The organism is Parasedimentitalea maritima (assembly GCF_005771405.1).
Lineage (GTDB): Bacteria > Pseudomonadota > Alphaproteobacteria > Rhodobacterales > Rhodobacteraceae > Parasedimentitalea > Parasedimentitalea maritima.
Genome location: NZ_VAUA01000001.1, coordinates 420,050 through 444,424, shown reverse-complemented (window position 1 = coordinate 444,424; position 24,375 = coordinate 420,050). Strand labels below are relative to the sequence as shown.

General features: G+C 56.3%; 25 protein-coding genes. 9 read left to right on the top strand and 16 right to left on the bottom strand.

The annotated features are described in order from the left end of the window. The first annotated feature begins 7 nt into the window (after nt 1-7). Complete coding sequence (locus FEE96_RS02210; protein ID WP_138161354.1) at nt 8-856, top strand: fatty acid desaturase; 849 nt, start codon at nt 8-10, stop codon at nt 854-856. Between the two features lie 63 nt (nt 857-919). Here FEE96_RS02210 and FEE96_RS02205 read toward each other — a convergent pair whose 3' ends face one another. The 4 genes from FEE96_RS02205 to FEE96_RS02190 all read right to left on the bottom strand — a co-directional run bounded on the left by FEE96_RS02205 (nt 920) and on the right by FEE96_RS02190 (nt 4,462). Continuing rightward, nucleotides 920-2,290, bottom strand: a complete 1,371-nt coding sequence (locus tag FEE96_RS02205; RefSeq protein WP_138161353.1) for a glutamate--cysteine ligase — start codon at nt 2,288-2,290, stop codon at nt 920-922. Between the two features lie 65 nt (nt 2,291-2,355). Then, nucleotides 2,356-2,883, bottom strand: coding sequence for a hypothetical protein (locus FEE96_RS02200; protein ID WP_138161352.1), 528 nt, complete (start codon nt 2,881-2,883; stop codon nt 2,356-2,358). Beyond that, nucleotides 2,880-3,737 carry a GNAT family N-acetyltransferase gene (locus tag FEE96_RS02195; protein ID WP_138161351.1) on the bottom strand — a complete coding sequence of 286 codons (858 nt, stop codon included), beginning with the start codon at nt 3,735-3,737 and terminating at the stop codon, nt 2,880-2,882. The genes FEE96_RS02200 and FEE96_RS02195 overlap by 4 nt, the downstream gene beginning before the upstream one ends. Continuing rightward, nucleotides 3,737-4,462: a 16S rRNA (uracil(1498)-N(3))-methyltransferase gene (locus tag FEE96_RS02190; RefSeq protein WP_138161350.1), complete on the bottom strand. Its 726-nt coding sequence runs from the start codon at nt 4,460-4,462 to the stop codon at nt 3,737-3,739. Before FEE96_RS02190 ends, FEE96_RS02195 begins: the two co-directional genes overlap by 1 nt. Nucleotides 4,463-4,474: 12 nt before the next feature. Between FEE96_RS02190 and ubiA the strand changes: the two genes are divergently transcribed. From ubiA to FEE96_RS02175, 3 genes are all read left to right on the top strand, one after another. Beyond that, nucleotides 4,475-5,452: a 4-hydroxybenzoate octaprenyltransferase gene (gene ubiA / locus FEE96_RS02185; protein WP_138161349.1), complete on the top strand. Its 978-nt coding sequence runs from the start codon at nt 4,475-4,477 to the stop codon at nt 5,450-5,452. Between the two features lie 63 nt (nt 5,453-5,515). After that, entirely contained in the window at nt 5,516-7,435 is a 1,920-nt protein-coding gene (locus FEE96_RS02180; protein ID WP_138161654.1) for an OmpA family protein, read from the top strand. After that, nucleotides 7,432-7,746 carry a hypothetical protein gene (locus FEE96_RS02175; protein WP_138161348.1) on the top strand — a complete coding sequence of 105 codons (315 nt, stop codon included), beginning with the start codon at nt 7,432-7,434 and terminating at the stop codon, nt 7,744-7,746. The genes FEE96_RS02180 and FEE96_RS02175 overlap by 4 nt, the downstream gene beginning before the upstream one ends. Nucleotides 7,747-7,916: 170 nt before the next feature. Here FEE96_RS02175 and FEE96_RS02170 read toward each other — a convergent pair whose 3' ends face one another. The 10 genes from FEE96_RS02170 to pobA form a co-directional block, all read right to left on the bottom strand. Beyond that, nucleotides 7,917-8,363 carry a molybdenum cofactor biosynthesis protein MoaE gene (locus FEE96_RS02170; protein ID WP_138161347.1) on the bottom strand — a complete coding sequence of 149 codons (447 nt, stop codon included), beginning with the start codon at nt 8,361-8,363 and terminating at the stop codon, nt 7,917-7,919. Nucleotides 8,364-8,367: 4 nt separating this feature from the next. Then, nucleotides 8,368-8,613 (bottom strand): molybdopterin converting factor subunit 1, encoded by a 246-nt coding sequence (gene moaD / locus FEE96_RS02165; protein ID WP_138161346.1) that lies wholly within the window; start codon nt 8,611-8,613, stop codon nt 8,368-8,370. Then, nucleotides 8,613-9,278, bottom strand: a complete 666-nt coding sequence (gene pgsA / locus FEE96_RS02160; RefSeq protein ID WP_138161345.1) for a CDP-diacylglycerol--glycerol-3-phosphate 3-phosphatidyltransferase — start codon at nt 9,276-9,278, stop codon at nt 8,613-8,615. Before pgsA ends, moaD begins: the two co-directional genes overlap by 1 nt. 139 nt (nt 9,279-9,417) lie before the next feature. Continuing rightward, on the bottom strand, nt 9,418-11,289 hold the full coding sequence (gene uvrC / locus FEE96_RS02155; RefSeq protein ID WP_138161344.1) for an excinuclease ABC subunit UvrC: 1,872 nt from the start codon (nt 11,287-11,289) through the stop codon (nt 9,418-9,420). Between the two features lie 542 nt (nt 11,290-11,831). After that, entirely contained in the window at nt 11,832-12,782 is a 951-nt protein-coding gene (locus FEE96_RS02150; protein ID WP_138161653.1) for a calcium/sodium antiporter, read from the bottom strand. 171 nt (nt 12,783-12,953) lie between these two features. Further along, nucleotides 12,954-13,751 carry a S49 family peptidase gene (locus FEE96_RS02145; protein WP_138161343.1) on the bottom strand — a complete coding sequence of 266 codons (798 nt, stop codon included), beginning with the start codon at nt 13,749-13,751 and terminating at the stop codon, nt 12,954-12,956. A 170-nt stretch (nt 13,752-13,921) separates the two neighbouring features. After that, nucleotides 13,922-14,683 (bottom strand): ABC transporter permease, encoded by a 762-nt coding sequence (locus FEE96_RS02140; RefSeq protein WP_138161342.1) that lies wholly within the window; start codon nt 14,681-14,683, stop codon nt 13,922-13,924. Then, on the bottom strand, nt 14,680-15,609 hold the full coding sequence (locus FEE96_RS02135) for an ABC transporter ATP-binding protein (protein WP_138161341.1): 930 nt from the start codon (nt 15,607-15,609) through the stop codon (nt 14,680-14,682). The genes FEE96_RS02140 and FEE96_RS02135 overlap by 4 nt, the downstream gene beginning before the upstream one ends. A 114-nt stretch (nt 15,610-15,723) precedes the next feature. Further along, nucleotides 15,724-16,251, bottom strand: a complete 528-nt coding sequence (locus FEE96_RS02130; protein WP_138161340.1) for an SRPBCC family protein — start codon at nt 16,249-16,251, stop codon at nt 15,724-15,726. Between the two features lie 134 nt (nt 16,252-16,385). Continuing rightward, nucleotides 16,386-17,567 carry a 4-hydroxybenzoate 3-monooxygenase gene (gene pobA, locus FEE96_RS02125; RefSeq protein WP_171021584.1) on the bottom strand — a complete coding sequence of 394 codons (1,182 nt, stop codon included), beginning with the start codon at nt 17,565-17,567 and terminating at the stop codon, nt 16,386-16,388. 93 nt (nt 17,568-17,660) lie between these two features. On the opposite strand from pobA, the gene FEE96_RS02120 reads away from it, so the two are divergent. From FEE96_RS02120 to FEE96_RS02105, 4 genes are all read left to right on the top strand, one after another. Continuing rightward, complete coding sequence (locus FEE96_RS02120) at nt 17,661-18,578, top strand: helix-turn-helix domain-containing protein (protein ID WP_138161339.1); 918 nt, start codon at nt 17,661-17,663, stop codon at nt 18,576-18,578. Between the two features lie 63 nt (nt 18,579-18,641). Continuing rightward, a complete protein-coding gene (locus FEE96_RS02115; RefSeq protein ID WP_138161338.1) occupies nt 18,642-19,826 on the top strand; it encodes a lipid-transfer protein in 1,185 nt (394 codons plus the stop codon). 32 nt (nt 19,827-19,858) lie between these two features. Continuing rightward, complete coding sequence (locus FEE96_RS02110) at nt 19,859-20,683, top strand: SDR family NAD(P)-dependent oxidoreductase (RefSeq protein WP_138161337.1); 825 nt, start codon at nt 19,859-19,861, stop codon at nt 20,681-20,683. A 41-nt stretch (nt 20,684-20,724) separates the two neighbouring features. Further along, nucleotides 20,725-21,816 (top strand): CaiB/BaiF CoA transferase family protein, encoded by a 1,092-nt coding sequence (locus FEE96_RS02105; protein WP_138161336.1) that lies wholly within the window; start codon nt 20,725-20,727, stop codon nt 21,814-21,816. A gap of 4 nt (nt 21,817-21,820) precedes the next feature. On the opposite strand, the gene FEE96_RS23380 is transcribed toward FEE96_RS02105, so the two are convergent. After that, nucleotides 21,821-21,988: a hypothetical protein gene (locus FEE96_RS23380; RefSeq protein WP_171021583.1), complete on the bottom strand. Its 168-nt coding sequence runs from the start codon at nt 21,986-21,988 to the stop codon at nt 21,821-21,823. 145 nt (nt 21,989-22,133) lie between these two features. Further along, nucleotides 22,134-23,168: a uroporphyrinogen decarboxylase gene (hemE, locus tag FEE96_RS02100; protein ID WP_138161335.1), complete on the bottom strand. Its 1,035-nt coding sequence runs from the start codon at nt 23,166-23,168 to the stop codon at nt 22,134-22,136. Nucleotides 23,169-23,382: 214 nt separating this feature from the next. Between hemE and hemC the strand changes: the two genes are divergently transcribed. Then, nucleotides 23,383-24,339: a hydroxymethylbilane synthase gene (hemC, locus tag FEE96_RS02095; RefSeq protein WP_138161334.1), complete on the top strand. Its 957-nt coding sequence runs from the start codon at nt 23,383-23,385 to the stop codon at nt 24,337-24,339. Nucleotides 24,340-24,375: the final 36 nt, after the last annotated feature.

Sequence of the window (24,375 nt, the reverse complement as noted above, 5' to 3'; positions counted from 1 at the left end):
TCACAAAATGTGCCAAGCCATTCCACGCGAAACCGCCCCAAATGGTGTTCCATGGCAAGATTTACTACCAATGACCCGGCACCAGAAATTCATCGAGCTTACCCTTCCGCTGCCCTGGTTACTGGCTTCTTGGGCACTCTTTGCCTCGCCTGTTTGGTGGCTGGGGGCTTTGCCAAGTTTCATGTTTTTCCTCTGTGCACTGCGGCTGAACCACGAGGCCATTCATAGCAACCTTGGTATGTCGCGGCGCGCGGACATTGCCATCCTGCATTTCCTGAGCGCGCTGATGGGTGGGTCAAACTGCGCGGTGGCCTGGAACCACATGCAGCACCACCGTCATGCCATGGGACCAAAAGACCGTGAAGGACATTGCGGCGAGATGACAGCCTTAGAAGTCCTGAGATATGGGCCACGCTTCCCCGTCGATTTGAACCGGGCAGCTTGGTCAATGGGGGGACGGAAATGGCGGTTGCGCATTCTGCAGGATTGGCTTGGCGTCGCAGCATTTATCATCTTTGCATTGTGGCTCGGGCAGCGCTTTTTACTGCTACACTTGGTTGCGGTCGCTGTGGCGCAATGCCTGACTGCGTTTTTTGCGGTCTGGATCACCCATCAGGGCACCACAAACAGTGGGCTGGCAGCCCGCAGCCAACGAGGCGTGTTGGCCAAGGCGGCTTACCTGATGTTCTACCATCGCGAGCACCATTTGTTTCCGAAGGTGCCCGTTGCCCGGCTGCCAGAATTGGCGGATCGATTAGACCGCGGGATTGCAGGATATGCTGAAAGTCGGCGTCCAGTCGTCTCGTTCTTGGACAGCGAAAAAGTTGGACGAGGTTCGCCCATTTCGTCTTGCTAGAAGTAGTTCAGCCGAAAACGTGTCGAACAGCCCGGCCAATATCCGGGCTGTTCGATTGATAGGTTAGTAACTGAACTCGCCATAGATCTTGGTCAGATCCCCATTCCAATCGCCATGATAGCGCTCCAACAGCTCATCAGCGGGGACTTTACCGCTGTCCAAGCTGTCTTTCAGCGCGTTTAGGAAATGGGTTTCGTCCGGGACCAACCCACCAGCGCCGGCCCGGCCGCGTGCTTTTAGCCCAGCATCGGAGATTGCCACCACTTCGCGGGCCAGATCCATCATCTTGATGTCCCCTACTTGTGCCTGCAAGGCGGACTGCGAAGCTGCGACCCGCAGGCCTTCACGGGTTTCGGCGTCCCAGCCTTTGGCCAGATCCCATGCTGCATCAAGGCTGGACTGGTCATACATCAAGCCAACCCAGAACGCAGGCAGCGCACAAAGACGACGCCACGGGCCACCATCTGCGCCGCGCATTTCCATGTATTTCTTGATCCGCGCCTCGGGAAAGGCCGTGGTCAGGTGGTCTGCCCAATCTGACAGCGTTGGCATTTCGCCAGGTAGCGCAGGCAATTCGCCCTTTAGGAAGTCACGGAACGACATGCCCAGAGCGTTGATATATTCACCGTTGCGATAGACAAAATACATCGGCACATCGAGCGCGTACTGCACGTAGGCCTCAAACCCAAAGCCCTCTTCGAACACAAAAGGCAGCATGCCTGTGCGCGCATCGTCCAGATGACGCCAGATCTTGCTGCGCCAGCTTTTGTGGCCGTTTGGCTTGCCCTCAAAAAACGGCGAGTTGGCAAACAGAGCGGTGGCCACCGGCTGCAGGGCAATTGCGACGCGCAATTTCTGCACCATGTCGGCCTCGGACCCGAAATCAATGTTGACCTGCACGGTGGTGGTCCGGCGCATCATATCGCGGCCCATTGTTCCGACCTTGGCCATGTAGTCATTCATCAGCTGATAGCGGCCCTTGGGCATCAGCGGCATCTGGTCGTGGTTCCAGATCGGGGCTGCGCCCAGACCAATAAAGCCCACACCGATCTTGTCGGCGATTTCCTTGACCTCACGCAGGTGGACGTTCACTTCGTCGCAGGTTTCGTGAATAGTCTCTAGCGGAGCACCCGACAGTTCCAGCGCACCACCCGGTTCCAGGCTGACGTTCGCACCGTCTTTTTCCAGGCCAATCAGATTGCCGCCTTCGGTGACCGGCGACCAGCCATAGCTGTCGCGCAGGCCTTGTAGCACTGCCACAATAGAGCGTTCGCCCTCAAACGGCAGCGGCTTCAGCGAGTCTTTGCAATAGCCGAACTTTTCGTGCTCGGTGCCAATACGCCAATCGGCCTTGGGTTTGCAGCCATCAGCCAGATAACCCGCCAGTTGGTCGTGATGTTCGATGGGCCCGCCACCGGACTGAGGAATGGACATGAGCGGCGCTCCGTTGCTGTAAGATCATGTTGGTCGATCAGTGGTGAGGTGAATTTACGTGACTGTCAATGCAGCCTGTGCATTGGCGGGCGCGTGGCATTGCGTTCCCAGATCACGACATGGTGAGGTCCGGGTTTGCGCAGCTCCGCCAACATTCGTTCTGTGCGCAATCCGGGCAGACTGGCAAAGACATCAAACAGGGTCTCGGTCCCAGCTGCATTCACCGGGATATGCAAGGCATCCTGCCCCGGCTGCTGGAGGATCCAATGTGCGGGCTTGGCGGTGTGGTCCAGCGCCAGCATGGTCAGTTCGGACACCGCAACGGCGCCGCCGGTCAAAGGACCGAAATAGGCAATTTGGCCCTCGTCCACCTGCACCACGCCCGGACCATCAGCCTCAAGGCGAAAGCGCAGCCGTTGCACGCCCACAATTGCAAGTGCGGTGCCGACGATCAGCAGAACCCAGCCCCCCCAGAACAACAAGCCAAAAGCCCCCAACACCCAGCGCAGCCCCATCAACAACACAACGGCGGCAACGATAAGTTCGCGCCAGCGCCAAAGTGCTGTTCGGGCTTCAGGTCTGATCAGACTCATGTTGTTTCCTTTCGGCCAGTATCGAACAGGACCAACGAAAACTCTCCTGCCCGTTGGTACCCTAAGGACATATAGGCACGAACCGCGGCGGTACTAGCAGCAAACAGCACAGATTGTGTCACCCCCTTGGCGCGAGCCTCTTGCAGGTGCAACGCCAGGGCCAGCCGCGCATAACCACGACCGCGCAGGTCGGGTGGTGTGTAAACGCCACCGACTTGCACCACCGAAGGCAGGGCCGCGTTAAAGCCCGTCATTGCAACGGGCTGATTATTGACCAATAGCGCACGATGGCTGTCTTTTTCGATGTAGCTGGCAATGTCAGTTTCAGCCACTGCTGCGGCCTTTGACTTTGAGGTTCCCATGACCTCGAAATGGTAGCTGGTACGCCAGTGCACCACCAGTTCGCGTGGCACTGCTGACAGCGGGACCAGCTCCCCTCCCTGCATTTGAGGCATGATCAATTCTGCCAAATTCAACCGAAAGGCAGGCTCGTCATCATTGAGTAATGCCGGCACATCACTCAGCCCGGCAGCCGACAAAAAGGCGCGAACCTGACGTGTTTCGCCCAAACATCCGGTCAACACTGGCCGGTCAGCAATCAGGTCGCTCGCGCGCTCCCACATGCGATCAACTGCATTTGGCGCCTGTAACAGGATCATGCCCGAATTGGTGATAGCAAAAATCCCGGGAGCCGAGCCTTGGGACAACCAGAGGGTCATGCCTTTATCAGACGTTTTGTCATGAAGCCCATGGTCGCGCAGATTGCTCAGCAAGAACATCGACGATTGCAGGTTGGCGTACAAAAAGGACTGGATCCAGTCCAGATCTGCGTCCTGCGCCAGACGCCAGCTCATCACCAGTCCCCAAGCGCCTGTTGCCACAGAGTCATCGCGGCCACCGCAGCCGTATCGGCGCGCAGGATACGGGGCCCCAGGCTGACGACGTGAGAATAAGGCAAAGAGTGAAGCCGTTTGCGTTCGACTTCGGAAAATCCACCCTCGGGGCCGATCAGGATGGCCCAGGGCGCATTGCCGTGGGCACCTGCCGCCAGTTCCAACGCATTGCCCACCTCTGCCTCATCACAGAACATCAGCTGTCGATCCTCAGGCCAATGATCGAGCAGTCGGCCTAACTTTTGCAGATCCCCCACCTCGGGCACATAGGTGCCGCCGCATTGTTCAGCCGCTTCAACCGCATGGGACTGCAACCGATCCTGACGGATGCGTTCGGAATTGGTGAATTCGGTTTGTACCGGTAGGATTTTTGCGGCGCCCATCTCGGCGGCTTTTTCGACTATGAAATCGGTGCGCGCTTTTTTGATCGGCGCAAACAGCAACCAAAGATCGGGCGGCATTTGCAACGGCTTGGTTTGTTCTACACAGGTCAGCACCCCGGCGCGTTTCTTCGCCTCGGTGACATCGGCCAGCCACTCGCCATCTGTTCCATTAAACAGCAGCACCTGGCTGGCTGCACTTAGCCGCATCACCCCAAACAGGTAATGGGCCTGATCCCGATCCAGAGGAAGCGATTGCCCTGCCCCCAGCGGGTGCTCTACATACAGTCTAATCTTTGCGCTCATGAGGCTCTACATATGCAAGGCGACGCTCCGACACCAGATGCACCGAACCCCGAAGGGCAAGTTTCGGATGCTGTCAGCAACAACTGGGTAGATACCCGTGCGCCGTCCTGGAGCCGCCCCTACCTGAGGCTGTCGCGCGCCGACCGGCCGATTGGCACCTGGCTACTGCTGATTCCCTGTTGGTGGGGGTTGGCACTTGCAATGCTGTGGGATCAGAGCCCGCGCTGGCAGGATGGCTGGATTTTTGCCGCCTGTGCAGCTGGCGCATGGCTGATGCGTGGGGCTGGATGTACCTGGAATGACATCACCGACCGCAACTTTGATGGTCTGGTCGAGAGAACCCGTTCTCGGCCCATCCCGTCCGGTCAGGTGACCGTCAAAGGTGCCGTGATCTGGATGGTTCTGCAGATAGCAATTGCCGCTCTGATCTTGCTCACGTTCAACATGGCCGCCATTGCAATGGGCATTCTGGCGCTGTTTCCAGTGGCAATTTACCCCTTTGCCAAGCGCTTCACATGGTGGCCACAGGTCTTTTTGGGACTGGCCTTCAACTGGGGCGCTATGTTGGCTTGGGTTGCGCATACTGGCACACTGAATTGGCCCGCAGTACTGCTCTATTTGGCTGGCATCTCCTGGACACTGTTCTACGACACCATCTATGCCCATCAAGACACAGAGGATGATGCCCTAATCGGCGTTAAATCCACCGCGCGGCTGTTTGGAAAAGACACTCCCAGCTGGCTGCGCCGCTTTCTGGTGGCACTTGTCTGCCTTATGGCGCTTGCGGTGATCGGCGCTGTGCAACCCAATGGATCCATATTAGCCCTGCTGCTGGCGCTAGTCGGCCCCTGGGCGATGGGTTGGCATCTGACCTGGCAATTGCGCGCGCTGGACACTGAAAACAACGACCGGTTGCTACAACTCTTTCGACTCAACCGCGACACTGGCTTGATCCCGCTCATCTTCTTCGCAACAGCTCTGTTCGCATGATTGAACAGTTGCTCTACAGCCGATAAGAAGACGTAACACTAATTGGACGAACTTACCCCGCCTATGCGCCTATCTTCACTTTTGATCGTCAGCCTCACTTTTCTGGCGGCCGCAGGGCTAAGCCTGGTTGCGGCTGGTTTCGCCGTCACTGGTGTTGAACGCAGCACCGAAATCGCCGTTCGACGCACCCTAGACGAGACCCGGAATGATTGGGCAGAGGTGACCGCCGATGGGCTGCAGGTCATCTTGAACGGCACCGCGCCCGACGAAGCCACCCGGTTCACTGCCCTTTCAGTGGTGGGCGGTGCGGTAGACGCAGCTCGTATCATCGACCTCATTCAAATTGCTCCAACTGCCGATCTGGCACCCCCACGCTTTTCGGTAGAAATCCTGCGCAATGACAGCGGTATTTCGATCATCGGGTTGATCCCCACCGGAACCGACCGCGCCGCAATCGTCGAACAACTTTCCGGACTTGTGAAAGAGGAGCGCGTCACCGACCTTCTGGAGACCGCCAGCTACAGCACGCCAGCGGGTTGGATCGACGCGATGGGCTATGCTGTCAGCGCTCTACGCTACCTGCCGCGCGCCAAAATCTCGGTAGTTTCTGGTCTGGTCACGATTACTGCCATATCGGACAGCCGCGAGGAAAAGCAGGCTCTGGAAAAGACGCTAACCCGCGCCGCGCCTCCGGGATTGCGGCTGTCGCTCGACATCGCAGCACCCCGCCCGGTGATCACACCTTTTACGCTGCGCTACCATATTGACGAGGCTGGCGGCAGCTTTGACGCCTGCTCTGCTGAGAGCGAAGCCAGTCGAGACCGCATTCTTGCTGCCGCCAAACTGGCGGGTCAAACCAACACCCCCAGCTGCGTTATTGGGATGGGTGTACCGTCGCCCAATTGGGCCCGTGCAGCGGAATTGAGCATTGCCAGTCTTGCCCAACTTGGCGCAGGCGCAGTTACAATTGCTAATGCTGACATCACGTTGGTGGCAACCGTCGACACCAGCCCTGAATTGTTCGACCAAGTTGTCGGTGAGTTGGAAGCTGCGCTACCAAAAGTTTTTGCGCTGCATGCGGTCCTACCAGAGCCCGAAGCCGATACCCAAGGTGGCGCACCCGAGTTCACGGCAACGCTAAGCCCTGAGGGCCTCGTGCAGCTTCGCGGACGTCTGAGTGATGAAACTCTTCGGCATCTGGTCGACAGCTATGCCAAGGCAAGATTTGGATCGGACAGCGTGTATACCGCCACGCGTGTAGTCAGTGATCTGCCCACCAACTGGCCAGTGCGGGTATTGACTGGTCTCGAGGCTCTCTCCCAATTGCAACGCGGCTCGCTGTTGGTGACTCCTGACAATGTCAATTTGCGCGGTATGAGCCACCAAGAAGAGGCCACGGCAGAGATTGCCAAGTTACTGTCTGCTAAACTGGGCGAGGCGGAAAGCTATGCTCTGGATATCAGCTATGAAGTACCACCAGAACCCGAAGACAAGCCGGTAGAACCTGAGGTCTGCGAAGCTGAACTGGCCAGTATTCAAGAAGCTGGCAAAATCGCCTTTGAACCTGGATCAGCCACCATAGCATCCCAGAGCCGCGACACCATGGACGCAATCGCAGCAATTCTGGAACGATGCGGCGATATGCGGTTGGAGATCCAAGGCCATACTGACAGCCAGGGCCGTGAAGAGATGAACCAGAACCTGAGTCAGGCTCGTGCCCAGTCAGTTCTCAACGAATTGCGCGCGCGCCGGGTTCCGACCTCTAGCTACGCCGCAAAGGGCTATGGTGAGACCAACCCAATTGCCGACAATGGCACCGAAGAAGGCCGAGAACAAAATCGCCGTATTACCTTTCACTTGATTCGGCTCGAACAGGGACCGGAACAGGAAAGCACGCTGGATGCTGCAGCGGCTGAAAACGCCGAGGACCTCTCGCCACCAGAAACGCCTGACACCACCGAACAGGAGCTCCCCGGACAATGAACAGAACTGAGTTCATCATCACCACCGCCATCATCCTGTTTGCGGCTTTTGTAATGGGCTGGTTTGCCAATTGGCTGGTTCACCGGTTCACCCGCGTACGGCAAAGCGATGTTGCGGACCTGGATCGGATGAGCCAGGAACTACACGAGGCCGAAGAAACCCGCGACCAGGCGATTACCTACCTGCAGCAGCGTGAGGCCGAACTTAGCAACCAGCTGGCGCAGACCGAGGCTGAACTGCGCGCAGCGATGGACGGGTTGCAAGCGGCCCGACAAGAGGCTGAAGAGCTGCGGATGCACCTGCAGGAGTGATTTCTTGTTCTCGTGGTGCGTGCAAGCACACACCCTACACAGGTCTTCCGACTGAATTTATCAGTGACTTAAACATAGGGGTCTCCCCCGGCGCGGCAGCAGGCCGCGCTATGCCCATCGGGAGAAGATCACCTGTTGATCGTTCGACGGACGGGAGCCCTTGCTCAGAGCTACCAGCGATCTAACGCGTCCTCATCGGAGTCCTTAGCAGCGACCCAATCTGTTGTGCCACTGTCCAGGATTTCCTTCTTCCAGAACGGCGCACGAGATTTGAGATAATCCATCAGGTATTCGGCAGCTTCGAACGCATCCTTGCGGTGGCGCGATGCGGTCGCAACCATCATGATCTGTTCCCCAGGTGCAAGACGGCCATAGCGGTGGATTACCAGCGCATCGCCAAGCGACCAGCGGTCCATCGCGGTCCTTGTAATCTCCGTCAGGGCTTTGAGTGTCATGCCCGGATAGTGCTCAATTTCCATCGCCACCAGACCGCCCTGATCTGCATCTCGGACGATGCCCGTAAAGGTGACAATGGCACCCATGGCGTTATTGTTCTGAGCAAAAGCCTCTGCCCTTGCGCCAAATTCGAACCCTTCCTCCTGAACAGACACCTGCATCAGTTCAGCCTCCGGTCATCGGCGGGAAGAAAGCGACTTCTCGCACCCCGTGCAGAGAGGCATCAAAGCTGCTCAACTCCTGATCCAGAGCAACCCGCAGGGCTGACAGGTCGGCAAAAGCAGCGGCGTAACGATCTTCGCGAGCGCGCAGTTCTTCTACCAGTCCAGCGACGGTGGTTGCGGAGGTCTCGATCCGCTCACGTGGCAGCCCGATGCGTTCACGCACCCATGCAAAATACAACACATCCATCAGCTATTTTCCTTTAGAAATGGGAATGCTTTGCGAAGATAATCAGCGCCCGTAATCAGGGTCAGTGCCGCTGCAACCCAAAGGAGCCACAAGCCGATCCGCCCGGACCAGACCATCGCTTCAAACTTCCAGCGCAGCCCCTGCAGGTCTTCCACCTCTCCCAGCATGACTTGATCGACCAGCGCCTGATCCATGCCCCAGGCGGACATACCCAGGTAGTGTTCAAAAATGCCCTGAGCAAACAAGACTGCAATGGCAACCATTTGCGCCGTGGTTTTCCACTTGGCCAATTTGGTCACCTTGAGCGTTCCGGCCGTATCCCCAAGGAACTCACGCAGGCCGGACACAAACACTTCGCGGAACAGGATAAAGGTTGCTGGCAACACCAGCCAGGGTGACATTGAGGAATAACCGACAATCACCATTAGCGCGATCACCACCATTGCCTTGTCAGCGATTGGGTCCAGCATCGCGCCCAGTTTGGTTTCTTGCTTCCACGCTCGTGCAAGGTAGCCGTCAATCCAGTCGGTCAGCGCTGCAACGACAAACAACATCAACGCGAACCAGTCCGCATAGGGGCGACTGAAATATAAAAACATCAGTGCGAGTCCAGGGGCCGCAACAAGGCGAAGCACTGTCAGAATATTGGGTAAGGTCCATGTCATAAGGCGGACATTAACTTGTCGACGTCCGGGTGGAAAGGCGATGCAGGTAAAATCTGCCTGTTAAGAATAGATGCCTCCGGCGGGGATACTTTTAGCTAGATGAACAAGGGGTTGCGCTGGAACGCAGACCTTTGTCGCGTCATCTATCCTGGAAAAAGTCATATATTCTTTGTGCCAGGGCACCAGAGACGCCCGAAACAGCCTTGAGGTCCGCCAGGTTGGCACGGCTCACAGCTTTGGCGCTGCCGAAATGCGCCAGTAAGGCCCTCTTGCGGCTGGCGCCAACGCCGGGAACTTCATCCAGTGGTGTTGCGCCAATGGCCTTGGCCCGCTTGGCGCGGTGGGTGCCTATGGCAAAACGGTGAGCCTCGTCCCGCATGCGTTGGACAAAGTACAACACTGGGTCGTTGCGTTGCAGTGCGAACGGGCGTTTCCCCGTACGGTGGAACTCTTCCTTGCCGTGGTCGCGATCAACCCCCTTGGCAACGCCAACCATGGGAATGTCACCAACGCCGTGTTCATCCATAATTTGGGCCACAGCCGAGACCTGCCCGGCGCCGCCGTCAATCAGCAACAAATCCGGCCAATGGCCTTTGCTGCGGTCTGGGTCTTCCTTTTGCAACCTTGAAAACCGCCGGTGCAGCACCTCTTTCATCATGCCAAAGTCATCACCCGGAACCAGATCATCGCCTTTGATATTGAACTTGCGGTAGGCGTTTTTCATAAACCCGTCAGGACCAGCCACAATCATGCCGCCAACGGCATTGGTGCCCTGGATATGTGAGTTGTCGTAGACTTCGATCCGCTGTGGTGGACCGTCCAGCGCAAAGGCCTCAGCCAGCCCACGCAGTAACCTGGCCTGTGTCGCACTTTCCGACATCTTGCGCGCCAGAGATTCGCGCGCGTTACGGGTTGCCCCCGCGATCAGTTCTGCCTTCTCGCCGCGCTGAGGTACAAGAATTTCAACCCGGTGAGAGGTCTTACTGCTGAGCGCCTCGGTCATCAGGTCATCATGTTCTATGGCGTCAGATAGGATCAGCTGGCGCGGCGGCACCTTGTTGTCGTAAAACTGGCCAATAAAGGCCTCCATCACCTCGGCAGCAGTTACATCGGCGCCAATACGGGGATAAAAATCCTGATTGCCCCAGTTTTGGTTGGCGCGGATGAAGAACACCTGCACACAAGCCTGCCCGGCCTCTATATGCAGCCCGATCACGTCCGCCTCGGCCACCCCGCGCGGGTTGATGCCCTGCGCTGTCTGCACCTGGGTCAATGCCTTGATCCGGTCACGTAGCGCCGCGGCGCGTTCAAACTCCAGGGCCTCCGACGCCGCCATCATCAGTTCGGCGAGTTCTTCTTGTATTTTGGTAGAGCGCCCAGACAGGAACCGTTCCGCGTCGTATACGCTGGCGGCGTAATCTTCTTGGCTGATTTCACCCGTACAGGGCGCCGAACAGCGTTTGATCTGATATTGCAGACAGGGGCGGCTTCGCCCCTCGAACATTGCATTTGAACAGTTGCGCAGCAAAAATGCCTTTTGCATCTGGTTCAGAGTTCGCGTCACTGCACTGGCGCTGGCAAATGGTCCAAAGTAGGCCCCCTTTGCCTTGCGCGCGCCACGGTGTTTTTTGATCTGTGGGTAGTCGTGCGATTTATCCAGCAGAATATTGGGGAAACTTTTATCATCACGCAGCAGAACGTTGTACTTTGGTTTGAGCTGCTTGATCAGATTTTGTTCGAGTAGCAGTGCCTCTGTTTCTGTCCGCGTGGTCAGGAACATCATCGACGTCGTCAGCGCGATCATCCGTTCGATACGCTGAGTGTGGCCCGGACGACTGTAGTTGGACACCCGCGCCCTTAGATTACGCGCCTTGCCAACGTAGAGAACCCGGTTCTCTGCATCAAGCATACGATATACCCCAGGAGACCCATCAAGTGTCTTAAGATAGTCCTGCACTACGGCATAACCGGTTGGCGGCACGGTGGGCTTTTCTGGAGGCAAATCAGTCATGTTACCAAAGATATGATTCCCTGCCTCCAGCTGCAACGTGTAAGCCTCAGGAGCAAGCAAAAACAAATCCACCGAAGCTGTGGATAACTGTGGAGATATCTTTTGATTATCTGCTGCTTATAACTGGAAACATCGACATTTTTGGAATTGCCTGTTTTTTAGGCGAAATGATAAGCGTTTGAATTTAGATGATAATTTTCCTGAAAATCCACAACGCGTTGAAATCAAATACATTTCTATTACAAGTTTATGACGTAATTTTTCCCAGTGCACAACTTGTCGCACTTTATGGAATTGACGGTACTTAAACGGGATGTTCAGCCTAGGTCTCATCCGAGAATGCGACGGCCAGAATTAGCCCTTAGTGGGCAAATGGCCGACCTCTGAAACCCAGTGCGGAGCAAGTCACTGATCAGTTAACGATGCGATATCGTAGCCCAAAGCTGAATTGATGCGGTAGCGACAAAACGCAACCACGGGTTAACGCAAAACAACCAGCATAGAACTATCTATCGCACAGCGATGTGCTTGTACTAGTTGTGTTACAAAACCGCGACCATATAGGCCAGATATAACCCCGTTAAAACAACACCCCATGTGCGAGTAATATCTTGCTTGAAGAACACAAAGGGCACCAGCAAGAGCGAAGCAGCCAGCATCACCCAAAGATCGAACATCAAGAATGTCGGCTTTACTGGGATAGGCCCAATAAATGTAGCGACGCCGACGATGGCAAGCAGATTGAACATGTTTGAACCGATGACATTGCCCAGAGCCACGTCAGCCTGCCGGCGCAGGGCCGCCATCACCGTAGTCGCAAGCTCTGGCAACGAGGTGCCGATAGCGATCAAAGTCAAACCGATCACCCGCTCGCTGACATGATAGGTGCGGGCGATCTCGGTCCCGTTATCAACCAATAAATCAGCGCCCAAAGGCAGGCCAATCAAGCCCAACACCAAGTAAACGCCTATGCGCCAGTACGGCATATTGGGATCGGCCTCGTCGATGTCCTCCAGGTCATCGTCAGCTTCGCAGCCACACCGCCGATGCGCGCGCGCTTCGCGGAATGCCGAGCCAAGCACGAAGGCCAGAGCAGCCAGCAGAACCAGCCCGGACCAAAGTGTAAATACGCCGCAAAATGCAAGTGCGATGAACAATACAGTAGCACCCAGCATGTAGATATAGTTCTTACGGGTGTCACATTCGCTGGTGTGAAGGCTGGTCATAATGGCTGGAACGCCCAAAACCAGCAGAATATTAGCGGTGTTCGACCCGACCACATTCCCTAGGGCAATGCTTGGAACGTCTTCTAATACGGCCTGAATGGCAATCAGAAGCTCAGGCGCGGAGGTCCCGAAGGCAACAATGGTGAGGCTGACAATCAGCGCTGGCACCCCAAGCCGAAGGCTGAGGTTCACCGCGCCGCGCACCAAGGCATCCCCCGCCAGCAGCAAGATCACCAGACCCAGCGCCAAAAATAGCCATGGCATCATCATCCGCGTCGCCCTTTTCCACAGGCACAGGGGCCCTTGCCAATTTTGAAACGTCCACAATGTGGACAACGGGCCGACTCCAGCTTCTTTTGCCCGGGAAACTTCAGTTTTCCGAACATCGCCAGCACCGCCATTGCGACCAGAAACAAGGATACGATTTTAAAAATCACCTCAGAGCCCAAAGCGTGCAAAAGCAGCACGCTCCTCAACTCCGCCCAACGCATCCTGTGCCAGTTGCACACCAATCCGGGACAAGAACGGTTTCTTCATCCCGTAGCGGCGAAAGCGGACTTTCTTGCCAAACAGCTCCTGCATCTTTGGCTTTATATGGGCGACGCCCTCAATCAGTCCCAATTCACCGGCACGCCGTGCTAGCCAGATCTCACCAGTGAACAGGTTTTGTTCTTCGCTCAGCTTAGCGCCACGTCGCGTCGTCACATGATCAATGAAATTCTGATGGATATCCCCGAGCAGAGTTTTCAGCCGCGCGACATCTTCATCATTTTCCGGCCGGAATGGATCCAGCATCGATTTGCTTTCGCCCGCAGTGTAAACGCGTCGCTCAACCCCTTGGCGAGCGAGCAATTCATGTGCTCCAAACCCAGCAGATATTACGCCAATCGACCCCAGAACGGAGCTTTCATCCGCCCAGATTTCATCTGCCGCTGCCGCCAGCCAGTAGCCACCTGATGCGGCTACATCCTCAACAAACGCATAGACCGGCACGTCCAATTCATCAGCCAGACGGCGGATGCGAGCACCAATCAGCGAGCTTTGTACAGGTGATCCACCCGGAGAATTGATCTCTAGGGCAATCGCAGCAGGCTTACCCTTGCGAAAAGCCCTCTCCAAAACTGGGGCCAAACCGGCATCACTCAGCGCACCACGTCCGGGCATGCCAATCGCGCCAGCAAGACGCACAACAGCCACCAAAGGAGGCTTCTTCAAAAAAGGTATGTTCAGGGTCATCCAGCCGATGTAGATTGCCCCCCCGCCCGAAACAAGGCACGGGCCGGTTGCAAAACGTTACGACGTGAAAAAACAGTAGACAGGTGGGTAAAATTGCAACGCTCTCGCGATCACAATACGAACACCACGTCCCCCCCAGTCACCTCCTGATCACACTACTTTCCAGCCGGTTAAGAGCGAATGCGCCAGCCAGTTTTGAAAATCCACCAAATCACCGCAATACAAGCAACAGTAAAACCACCAATCGCCAGCAAACTTAGCCCGACCGGCACATCAGCCGTGTCAAAGAATGCCCAGCGAAAACCAGAGATCAAATAGACCACCGGATTAAACAATGTGATTTTTTGCCAGATCGGCGGCAGCATCGAGATTGAATAGAACGACCCACCCAGGAAAACCAAGGGCGTCACGACCATCAGAGGGATCAGTTGTAGCTGTTCAAAATTGCCAGCCCAGATGCCAATGATGAACCCCAGCAATGCAAAGCTAAGACAGGTCAGCAGCATAAACAGCACCATGGCCAATGGATGCGCAATGGGCAGGTCCACAAACAGCGAGGCCGTCGCCAGGATCACCACCCCGATAAACAACGCCTTGGTGGCAGCGGCACCGACATAGCCCAATACGATCTCAAGGAAATTCACAGGTGCTGACAACAGCTCATAGATCGTGCCAATGAATTTCGGGAAATAAATCCCGAACGAAGCATTGGAAATCGCCTGTGTCATCACACTAAGCATGATCAGACCAGGCACAATGAAGGCGCCATAGTCGATGCCCTCGACCTGATCAATGCGGCTGCCGATGGCGGCACCGAAGACCACAAAGTACAGCGAGGTCGACAAAACAGGCGACAGAAAACTTTGCGTGAGTGTGCGGAAAAATCTCGCCATTTCAAATCGGTAGATGGCGCCAATAGCGGTCCAGTTCATGCGGTTTCTCCGGATACAAGGCCGACAAAAATGTCTTCGAGGCTGGATTGTCGGGTCTGAACATCCGCCAGCACAAGCCCGGCCTGAGCTACATCGTTCAACAATGCGGTGATGCCAGTGCGTTCACCGCGGGTGTCATAGGTATAGACCAGTGCACCACCACCATTCACCAACTGCAAATCATGATGCGCCAGTGCTTCGGGCAGTGCTGCCACGGGTTCAGTCAGCTGCACCTCTAGTTGTTTCTGCCCCATACGGGCCATGAGTTGGGCCTTTTCCTCGACCAGCATCAACTTGCCCTCGGCAATCACCCCAACCCGATCAGCAATGGCTTCTGCCTCTTCGATGTAATGGGTGGTGAGGATGATCGTCACGCCAGAGGCCTTTAGCTCAGCAACGATCTCCCACATGTCTTTGCGTAGCTCAACATCCACCCCAGCGGTGGGTTCATCAAGAAACAGCACACGAGGCTCATGGCTGAGCGCTTTGGCGATCAAGACCCGGCGCTTCATGCCGCCGGACAGCTCCATGATCCGGTTTTTGCGCTTATCCCACAGCGAAAGCTTGCGCAGAATATCCTCAAGCAGCGCGTCATTGCGTGACTTGCCAAACAATCCGCGTGAGAACCGCACCGTGTTCCAAACCGTTTCAAACGGCTCCAGATTGATTTCCTGTGGCACCAGTCCGATCAAAGACCGCGCCGCACGAAAGTCATCGAGAATGTCATGCCCCCCTACGGTTACACTGCCCGAAGTTGGGGTGATGATACCGCACACAGTAGAAATCAGCGTCGTCTTGCCTGCCCCATTGGGGCCAAGCAGCGCCAGGATCTCGCCTTCGTCGATGTCGAGGCTGACGCTTTTCAGCGCCTCAAATCCGTCTGCATAAGATTTCCGCAAGTCGCGGATAGTAAGGATAGCAGGCATGACGCTCCCATTCTGAACTGATCAGTTTGGTTTACGTTAGCCTGCGCCCGTGGCAGCGACCAGAGGAGATATATACAAACCGAGCGCGCAGGTAGATGTGCATTTGTGCAGGGGTCAGCCGCGGGCTGTGATTTTCTTCAACCAACTCTTTTTCTGTTCGCCCTCAGCAGCGTCAGAGGCGTCACCCTCCTCTTCATCCTGTTCCGGGGCCAAAGCATTCTGCAGGTTGGTAAAGAACTGATCTGCCATTTTTTTGGCAAACCCATCAATCAGGCGACTGCCCAGCTGCGCCAGCTTGCCGCCAACTTTGGCTTCGACATCATAGGCCAGTAATGTGCCGGTTTCGCTGGCTGTCAATGTTACCTCAGCGCCGCCCTTGGCAAAGCCAGCCGCGCCACCTTTGCCTTCGCCACTGATGGTCAGCTTTTCGCCCTCGACCAGATCCGACAGGGTAACCTGCCCTTTGAACGTCGCCTTCACCGGGCCGACTTTTTGCGTCACCGTCGCCTCAAACCCGTCCTCAGGGGAACCGGTCACCTCTTTTGCGCCTGGCACACAGGCTTTCAGGATCTCGGGGTTTAGCAGCGCTGCATAAACCATGGCCGGATCTGCTGCGATCTCTTTTTGGTCACTCATATGCATGGCTGGCCCTCCGATGTACGTGCGATGCCGTCCACTCCTAACCGGAGCCCGATACCGCTGCCAAGTCTCGTACGACCAATTGGCTATACCAGATTGCTATGTCTGGTTCTGCTTAAGCTATGCCAGACAAGTGGTCAGTAGGGCAGGCCGACATAGTTTTCCGCCATAGAGGCCAGCGCGGCATCCGACGAGAAAAGATAATCGAGGTCGGTACGCTGTAATTGCCGGTCAACATCTTCGCTGTCAGGAAAACGGTGCAGAAGATTGGTCATCCACCACGAGAACCGTTGCGCTTTCCACACCCGTGCCAGCGCTTTTTCCGAATATGCGTCCAGTCCTGCGTCATCATCGTTCAGATAGTGATCTACCAGACCGTGATACAGATAGTGAATGTCTGAGGCCGCCGAGTTCAACCCCTTGGCCCCGGTAGGAGGCACGATATGGGCGGCATCTCCAGCCAAGAACAGTTGACCATAGCGCATTGGCTCGGCCACAAAACTGCGCAATGGGGCAATGGATTTTTCAATCGACGGACCAGTTTCCAGTGTTTCTGCCACGTCTTGCGGTAGTCGACTTTTTAACTCGGCCCAAAAGGCGTCATCAGACCATTGAGCAGCCGTATCAGTGATCGGTACCTGGATGTAATACCGGCTGAGCAGCTGACTGCGCATTGAACACAGGGCAAAACCGCGTTCATGTCGGGCATAGATCAGCTCAGGTGACACGGGCTTGGTTTCAGACAGGACGCCCAACCACCCGAAGGGATAGACCTTTTCGTATTCTCGCAGAACATCCGAAGGGATCGCCTTGCGGCTGGTCCCGTGAAACCCATCTGCGCCAACTATGTAGTCGCAATCAACGCGGTGAGTGGCGCCATCTTTGGCATAGGTCAGATAGGGTGCGGCGCTTTTGAGATCAAACAACGCCACATCCTGTGCATTGTGAATCACCACACCATCCATGTCAGCGCGTGCCTGATACAGGTCACGCGTCACTTCGGTCTGGCCATAGACCAACACAGAATTACCGCCAGTGTGCTTGGCCAGATCCACGCGGTCCATACGCCCTTGATGGGCGATATATACACCATCATGGATTTCACCTTCGGCATCCATACGGTCACCGCAGCCCGCTTCGCGCATTAGATTGGCAAAACCGTGCTCCAGAACGCCAGCACGAATGCGGCCCAGTACATAATCGCGGCTGTGTTTCTCCAGAACCACGGTATCAATCCCGCGGCGGTGCAGCAGTTGCGACAACAACAGGCCCGACGGCCCGCCTCCGATGATTCCAACTTGTGTTCTTATGACTGACATCCGCGCGCCCTTTTCTTGACCTAGACCATAACATGCCCCGCATGTGCAGCTTTGCGAATAGACCAAGCGTGCAATTTCTTGTACATTTCGAACATGAACGCAAAAAGTCACATTCAAAGCTACAGCCTGTTTGGTGAGACATCTGAACTGGAAGATGAGCTGCATGTTGAAAGCATCCGAGCGCGCTCCAAACGGCACAACTGGGAGCTAAAGCCACATCGGCATGCACGATTGCACCAACTGCTGTTTCTTACTGGCGGCGGCGGCGAAGTCGAACTGGATGGGCGCAGTCTGGCACTGCCGCCGCCCTGCATCGTCAACGTACCACGCGGCGTGGTGCATGGATTTCAGTTTGCTCCGGGCACTGTGGGAACGGTCGTAACCCTGACCTCACACCTGCTTGACCACTGTCTCACCGGCAGCGATAGGCTGCGCGCAGCGTTGAGTAACGCTGTTGTTCTCCCCCAACCGCCAAACCTGCACAGCCTTACCAAGGGAATTGAAGAGGAATATCACGTCCCAGGATTTGGCCGCACTGAAGTCCTCAGAGGTCTGGCAGGCGCGGTTTTGGCAAGGATCGCACGTTGCATTGATCAAACCTTGGGCGATGGCAAAAAAGGCCAAAGTAATCCCTTGTTCGCCCGTTTCGAAATGTTGCTGGAGCGGGATTTTCGATTACGGCGCAGTCTGGCTGATTACGCAGCCGAACTGGCGGTTTCACCAACCCACTTGAACCGTATCGTGCAACGCTCTACCGGACACTCCGCCTCACAGCTGGTCAATGACCGGGTCCTGCGAGAGGCGCGGCGGTTGCTGATCTATACCAATCTGACAGCGGCGGAGGTCGCCTATGATCTAGGTTTTTCTGATCCAGCACATTTCAGCCGGGTGTTCACAAATGGCACAGGTGTCGCTCCGGGTATTTTCCGCCGCCAGATCGAAGCTGGGGCCACCGCACCCAATCAAACCGTGACGCAGAGTAATTCAAACCCGACGCGGGGTGAAACTTGACAGTTCCACGCTGTGCGGGCCGGGTACCCAGCAAATATTGTGAGTGCCAAAGGACCATGTGCCATGAGTGAAAAAGCTGTCGTTGCCGGGGTTGGTATGACTAAATTTGTCAAACCGGGGCAAAATGATCCTTACCCACAGATGGGTGCAGCGGCGATCAATGATGCACTGGCAGATGCCGGGATCAACTATGATGCAGTACAGCAAGCCTATGCTGGCTATACCTATGGAGACAGTACCTGCGGCCAGACAGTGATCTATAAGGTTGGCATGACCGGCATTCCGGTCATCAACGTCAACAACAACTGTTCAACGGGATCAACCGCATTGTTTCTGGCCCGTCAGGCGGTTGAGAGTGGCGCAGTTGACGTGGCTCTGGCACTAGGGTTTGAACAGATGCAGCCCGGTGCGCTGGGATCACATTGGGACGACCGCCCCTGCCCATTTGATGCCTTTGACGCCGAGACAGATGCCTTGGTTGGACATCCTGAAATTCCTCTGGCACTGCGTTACTTTGGCGGTGCTGGTAAGGCCCATATGGAAAAATACGGTTCATCCCTGACCGATCTGGCCCGCATCCGCGCCAAGGCCAGCCGCCATGCGGTGAACAATCCGCTAGCCCTGTTTCGCAAGGAGCTCAGCCCCAAGGACGTGCTGGAAGCGCCAATGATATGGGAGGGTGTGATGACCCGACTGATGGCCTGCCCGCCGACCTGTGGGGCCGCTGCCGCTGTTGTAGTCAGCGATAAATATGCGCGTGCCCACGGGCTGGACAACTCAGTGCAGATCATTGGTCAGGCGATGACTACAGACACCCCAAGCACCTTTGACAGCCACGACATGATGCGGTTGGTGGGTTACGACATGACCGCCGCCGCTGCTGCCCAAGTATACGAGCAAACCGGCATTGGTGCGCAGGATATAGACGTCGTCGAACTACACGACTGTTTTGCCCATAACGAAATGATCACCTACGAAGGCCTGAGCCTCTGCGCTGAGGGCGGTGCCAGCCAGTTTATCGCAGACGGCGACAACAGCTATGGCGGCAAGTACGTCACCAACCCTTCTGGCGGGTTGCTCTCCAAGGGTCATCCGCTGGGCGCTACCGGGTTGGCCCAATGTTATGAACTGACCCGGCAATTGCGCGGTTCAGCCGGCCCTACGCAAGTCGAAGGCGCACGCACCGCGCTACAGCATAACCTAGGGCTGGGTGGCGCCTGTGTGGTCACCATGTATCAGGCGCAATAACATAACCCGGCAAGGCATAAGGAATTGAAACAATGACAAAGCTCTTGGGTAAAACCGCTTATGTGACTGGCGCAGGCCGTGGTATTGGACGTGCCATCGCGTTAAAACTGGCCGCAGATGGCGCCAATCTGGTGATCAACGATCTGGATGCTGACCCCGCCAATGCGGTGGTGGCTGAAATCAGGGAGATGGGTGGCAAAGCTATTGCCGTCGCTGGATCGGTAAGTGCTGATGGCTTTGCCGAAAGTTTCATTCAGGACGGTATCGATCGCTTTGGCGGTGTCGATATCATCGTCAACAACGCAGGATACACTTGGGATGCGCTGATCGGGAAAATGTCAGATGCACAGTTTGATGCAATGATGGACGTCCACCTGAAAGCCCCGTTCCGCATCCTGCGCGCAGCCACGCCTTTCATCACCGAAGCCGCAACCCAAGAGGCCGCCGAGGGCTGCGAGGTCTTCCGCAAGGTGGTCAACATTTCATCCGTAGCAGGCACCGGTGGCAATCCCGGTCAGGCCAACTATGCAGCCGCCAAGGCTGGGGTTCTGGGCCTCACCAAAACGCTGGCCAAGGAATGGGGGCGATTCAAAGTCAATGTGAACGCCGTGGCCTTTGGCATGATTGCCACCCGCCTGACCGCAGCCACCGCCGAGAAAGAGATGATCACGGTTGACGGCAATCAGGTTGGTGTCGGCATTCCACAAAAGGTTGTTCAGGGAGTGGAATCGATGATCCCAATGCGCCGGGCTGGCACCGTCGAAGAAGCTGCCGGTGGTGTCTATCTGTTTTGCATCCCAGAAAGCAATTATGTCTCAGGCCAGACCCTGATTGTTGGTGGCGGTTTATCATTCTGACCGCCTGCAAAACGGCAAATTCCAAAGGAAAGATCCACTAGATGCTAAACGGTATCCGCATTGTCGAAGTTGAAGGTCTGGGCCCTGGCCCCTTTGCCGCCATGTTGCTGGCCGATCTTGGAGCTGATGTGATCTGCGTCCATCGCAAGGGCGGCACGGTGACGCCCGGGATGCCAGAACACTCCATCCTGGATCGCGGCAAACGTTCGATCGAACTGGACTTGAAAAACAGTGCCGACATAGAAACCTTCAAATCTCTGGTGGCAACAGCAGATGGGTTGATCGAAGGGTTTCGCCCCGGCGTGATGGAGAAGTTGGGGCTGGGTCCAGATATTTGTCAGACTGCAAACCCAGCGCTGGTATTTGGTCGCATGACCGGCTGGGGACAGGACAGCGCGCTGTCACACACTGCCGGGCATGATCTCAACTATATCTCACTGTCTGGCGCGCTCTGGTATGGATCCGCCCCCGGCGACGTGCCGCTGACACCAGCCACCCTAGTTGGTGATATTGGTGGCGGAGCAATGTATCTGGCGGTTGGAATGCTAGCAGCCATCCTAAAAGCGAAAGCCACCGGCAAGGGCTGCGTCGTCGATGCCGCGATCTATGATGGCTCGGCCCACATGATGAACCTGCTGCTAACCATGCGCCAAACCGGAAATTTTGGTGTAACCCGCGGTCAAAACCTGTTGGATGGCCCACATTGGAGCCGCACTTACCGCTGCGGCGACGGCGGCTTTATCTCGGTGCAGTGCCTCGAACCCAAGTTCTACGCCGAATTTCTGCACCTGATGGGGCTGGCCAATGATGCCGATTTCCAACTTCAGTTCGACCGCGACATCTGGCCTACCCTTTGCGATCGGCTGACCGGGATGTTTGCCAGCCAGCCGCGTGATCACTGGGCTGCACTGTTTGATGGATCTGATGCCTGTGTTGCGCCGGTGCTTAACCCAGAAGAGGCCAAGGCACATCCGATGAACAGTCGCGCCACCTGGGTCGAGGCACAGGGCGCATTGCAGGCCGCCCCAGCACCACGGTTTTCCGGTCAGCCCGATTGGGTTGCTCCAGCCAGCCCCACACGCGGGCAACACACTGAAAAAATCATGTCAGAACTGGCCCAAAAGACCAACTAGCACCTCAGCCCTGCTTCTTGGCCTCAGCAGCCGCTTTCATCCGTGCCAGCAGTTCAGCCTTGGTTGCACTCTGACCAAACGGGTTTTTATTGCTTCCCTTGGCGTTGTGTTCTTTGTGCCGGGGTGCGTTCTTACCCTTTTTCACAGGTCCACCTGTTTTACCGTAATCCATGATAACGCCCTTTCAACTGGCATTTGATTGGGCGCTCATGCCTGAAGCTACGCCTCACAACAAGGCAAAGCGCAGTTTTGATCCGTATTCATCTAGCCTGAAATATCCCGGGGAGCGCGAGGGGCTGGCCCCTCGCTCTTTCAGGTCAACCTTCGCGTACAGTGTCGATCATCAACTGCACGTTGGCTGGATCTGCATCCGGTGTAATGCCATGACCCAGGTTGAAGATATGCGCGCCACCCTTGAACGCCTTCACGATGGCGCGGGTTTCATCCACCAGATCCTGACCACCCGTCACCATGTGACGCGAGGCCAGATTGCCCTGCACACAGCCATCAACCAGCACATTGGCAGCGGCCCATTCGGGTGAGACCGAATTGTCCAGCGCCACACAGTCCACGCCCGTGGCCTTGGCAAAGCCAATGTATTTGTCACCGGCTTCACGCGGGAACCCGATGATAGGCACGTTGGGATGGCGCGCTTTTAATGCGGCTGTAATCACCCGTGCGGGTTCCAGAGCGTATTTCTGAAACGCATCCCCTTTCAATGACCCTGCCCAGCTGTCAAAGATCTTGACCACTTCGGCACCCGCTTCGATTTGCATCGACAGGTATTCAATCGTCGCAGCTGTAATCCGCTCCAGCAGGGCTTCGAACAGGGCGTTATTCTCTTGCCGCAATAGATGTGCAGGCCCCTGATCCGGAGTTCCCCGTCCAGCGATCATATAGGTCGCCACAGTCCATGGCGCACCCGCAAAACCGATCAATGTCGTCTCACCGGGCAATTCACGCGACAGCAGTTTCACCGTCTCGTAAATTGGGTTCAGCACCTCGTGGATGTCCGAAACCGGACCCAGCTTATCAAAATCGGCCTGCGTGGTCACCGTAGACAGCCGCGGCCCCTCGCCTGTGACAAACCAAAGATCTGCGCCCAGCGCCTGTGGTACCAACAGGATATCAGCAAACAGAATCGCGGCGTCAAAGCCGTAACGCCGGATCGGTTGCAGCGTCACTTCGGTGGCCAGCTCAGGGTTATAACACAGCTTTAGAAAATCGCCTGCCTGCGCGCGGGTGGCGCGATATTCGGGCAGATACCGCCCGGCTTGGCGCATCATCCAGATCGGTGGGACGTCTTGTTGTTCACCCGCAAGTGCTTTCAGCAGCGTTTTCGTCTCAGCCATGTCATTCCTCATCTGTCGCTTGATGCCTGAGGTCAGGCTTTAACGGCGCTTTGTCAAGGTAAAGCCCACCAATCGCGGCCTCCTGCCCCATGGGTGCGAAATAAGCTTTCCCATCGCACCTTATCTTTGTCCTATGTCAAAGCAGACGACTATCGGCTGCGGCAGATGCAATAGCAGTTTCCACCGGATGCAAAAATACTTTAAGGCTGACGCCATGACATTGACGCTACCCTCCCCCGCCTCACCGCTCAAAATCGGCACCCGTGGTTCACCGCTTGCTCTGGCACAAGCCTACGAGACCCGCCGCCGTCTGGGCGCTGCATTTGATTTGCCCGAAGCAGCGTTTGAGATCGTCATCATCAAGACCTCAGGCGACAATCAGGCCCTGATCGCGGCTGACAAACCGCTGAAGGAGCTGGGTGGCAAAGGGCTGTTCACCAAAGAGATCGAAGAGGATCTGCTATCTGGCGCTATCGACATCGCGGTGCATTCGATGAAGGATATGCCTGTGGCCCAGCCCGAGGGGCTGCTGCTAGATACCTATCTGCCACGCGAAGACGTACGCGATGCCTTTGTTTCACCCGGCAATTCGTCTCTGTCTGAACTCGCTGCCGGGGCCGTGGTTGGCACCTCGTCACTGCGCCGCCGCGCACAGCTGCTGAACCGCCGCCCTGATTTGAAAGTGGTGGAATTTCGCGGCAACGTGCAGACCCGGTTGAAAAAACTGGGCGATGGCGTTGCGGATTGTACCTTCCTTGCCATGGCCGGCCTGAACCGGCTGGGCATGAAGGATGTTCCCGCTACCACCGTAAGTGTCGAAGACATGTTACCCGCCGTGGCACAGGGTGCCATCGGCATTGAACGTCGTGGCGATGACAGTGCCACCGCTGAACTGCTGGCTGCTCTCCACCACGCAGAAACCGGCCAGCGCTTGGCGGCGGAACGTGCGTTCCTGGCGGCACTGGATGGGTCCTGCGAAACGCCCATCGCAGCATTGGCTGAATTGGACGGCTCCACCCTGCGGCTGCGTGGCGAAGTTCTGCGCCCGGACGGAAGCGAAGCAATCGCAGCGGATGAGACATGTGCCATTGAAGATGGTGCTGCACTGGGTCGCGAGATGGCTGCAAACCTGCTGAAACGCGCTGGTGAGGGCTTCTTTGACTGGCGCTAGTCAGCTCAGTAACAAACACAACGTATTGAAAAAGGG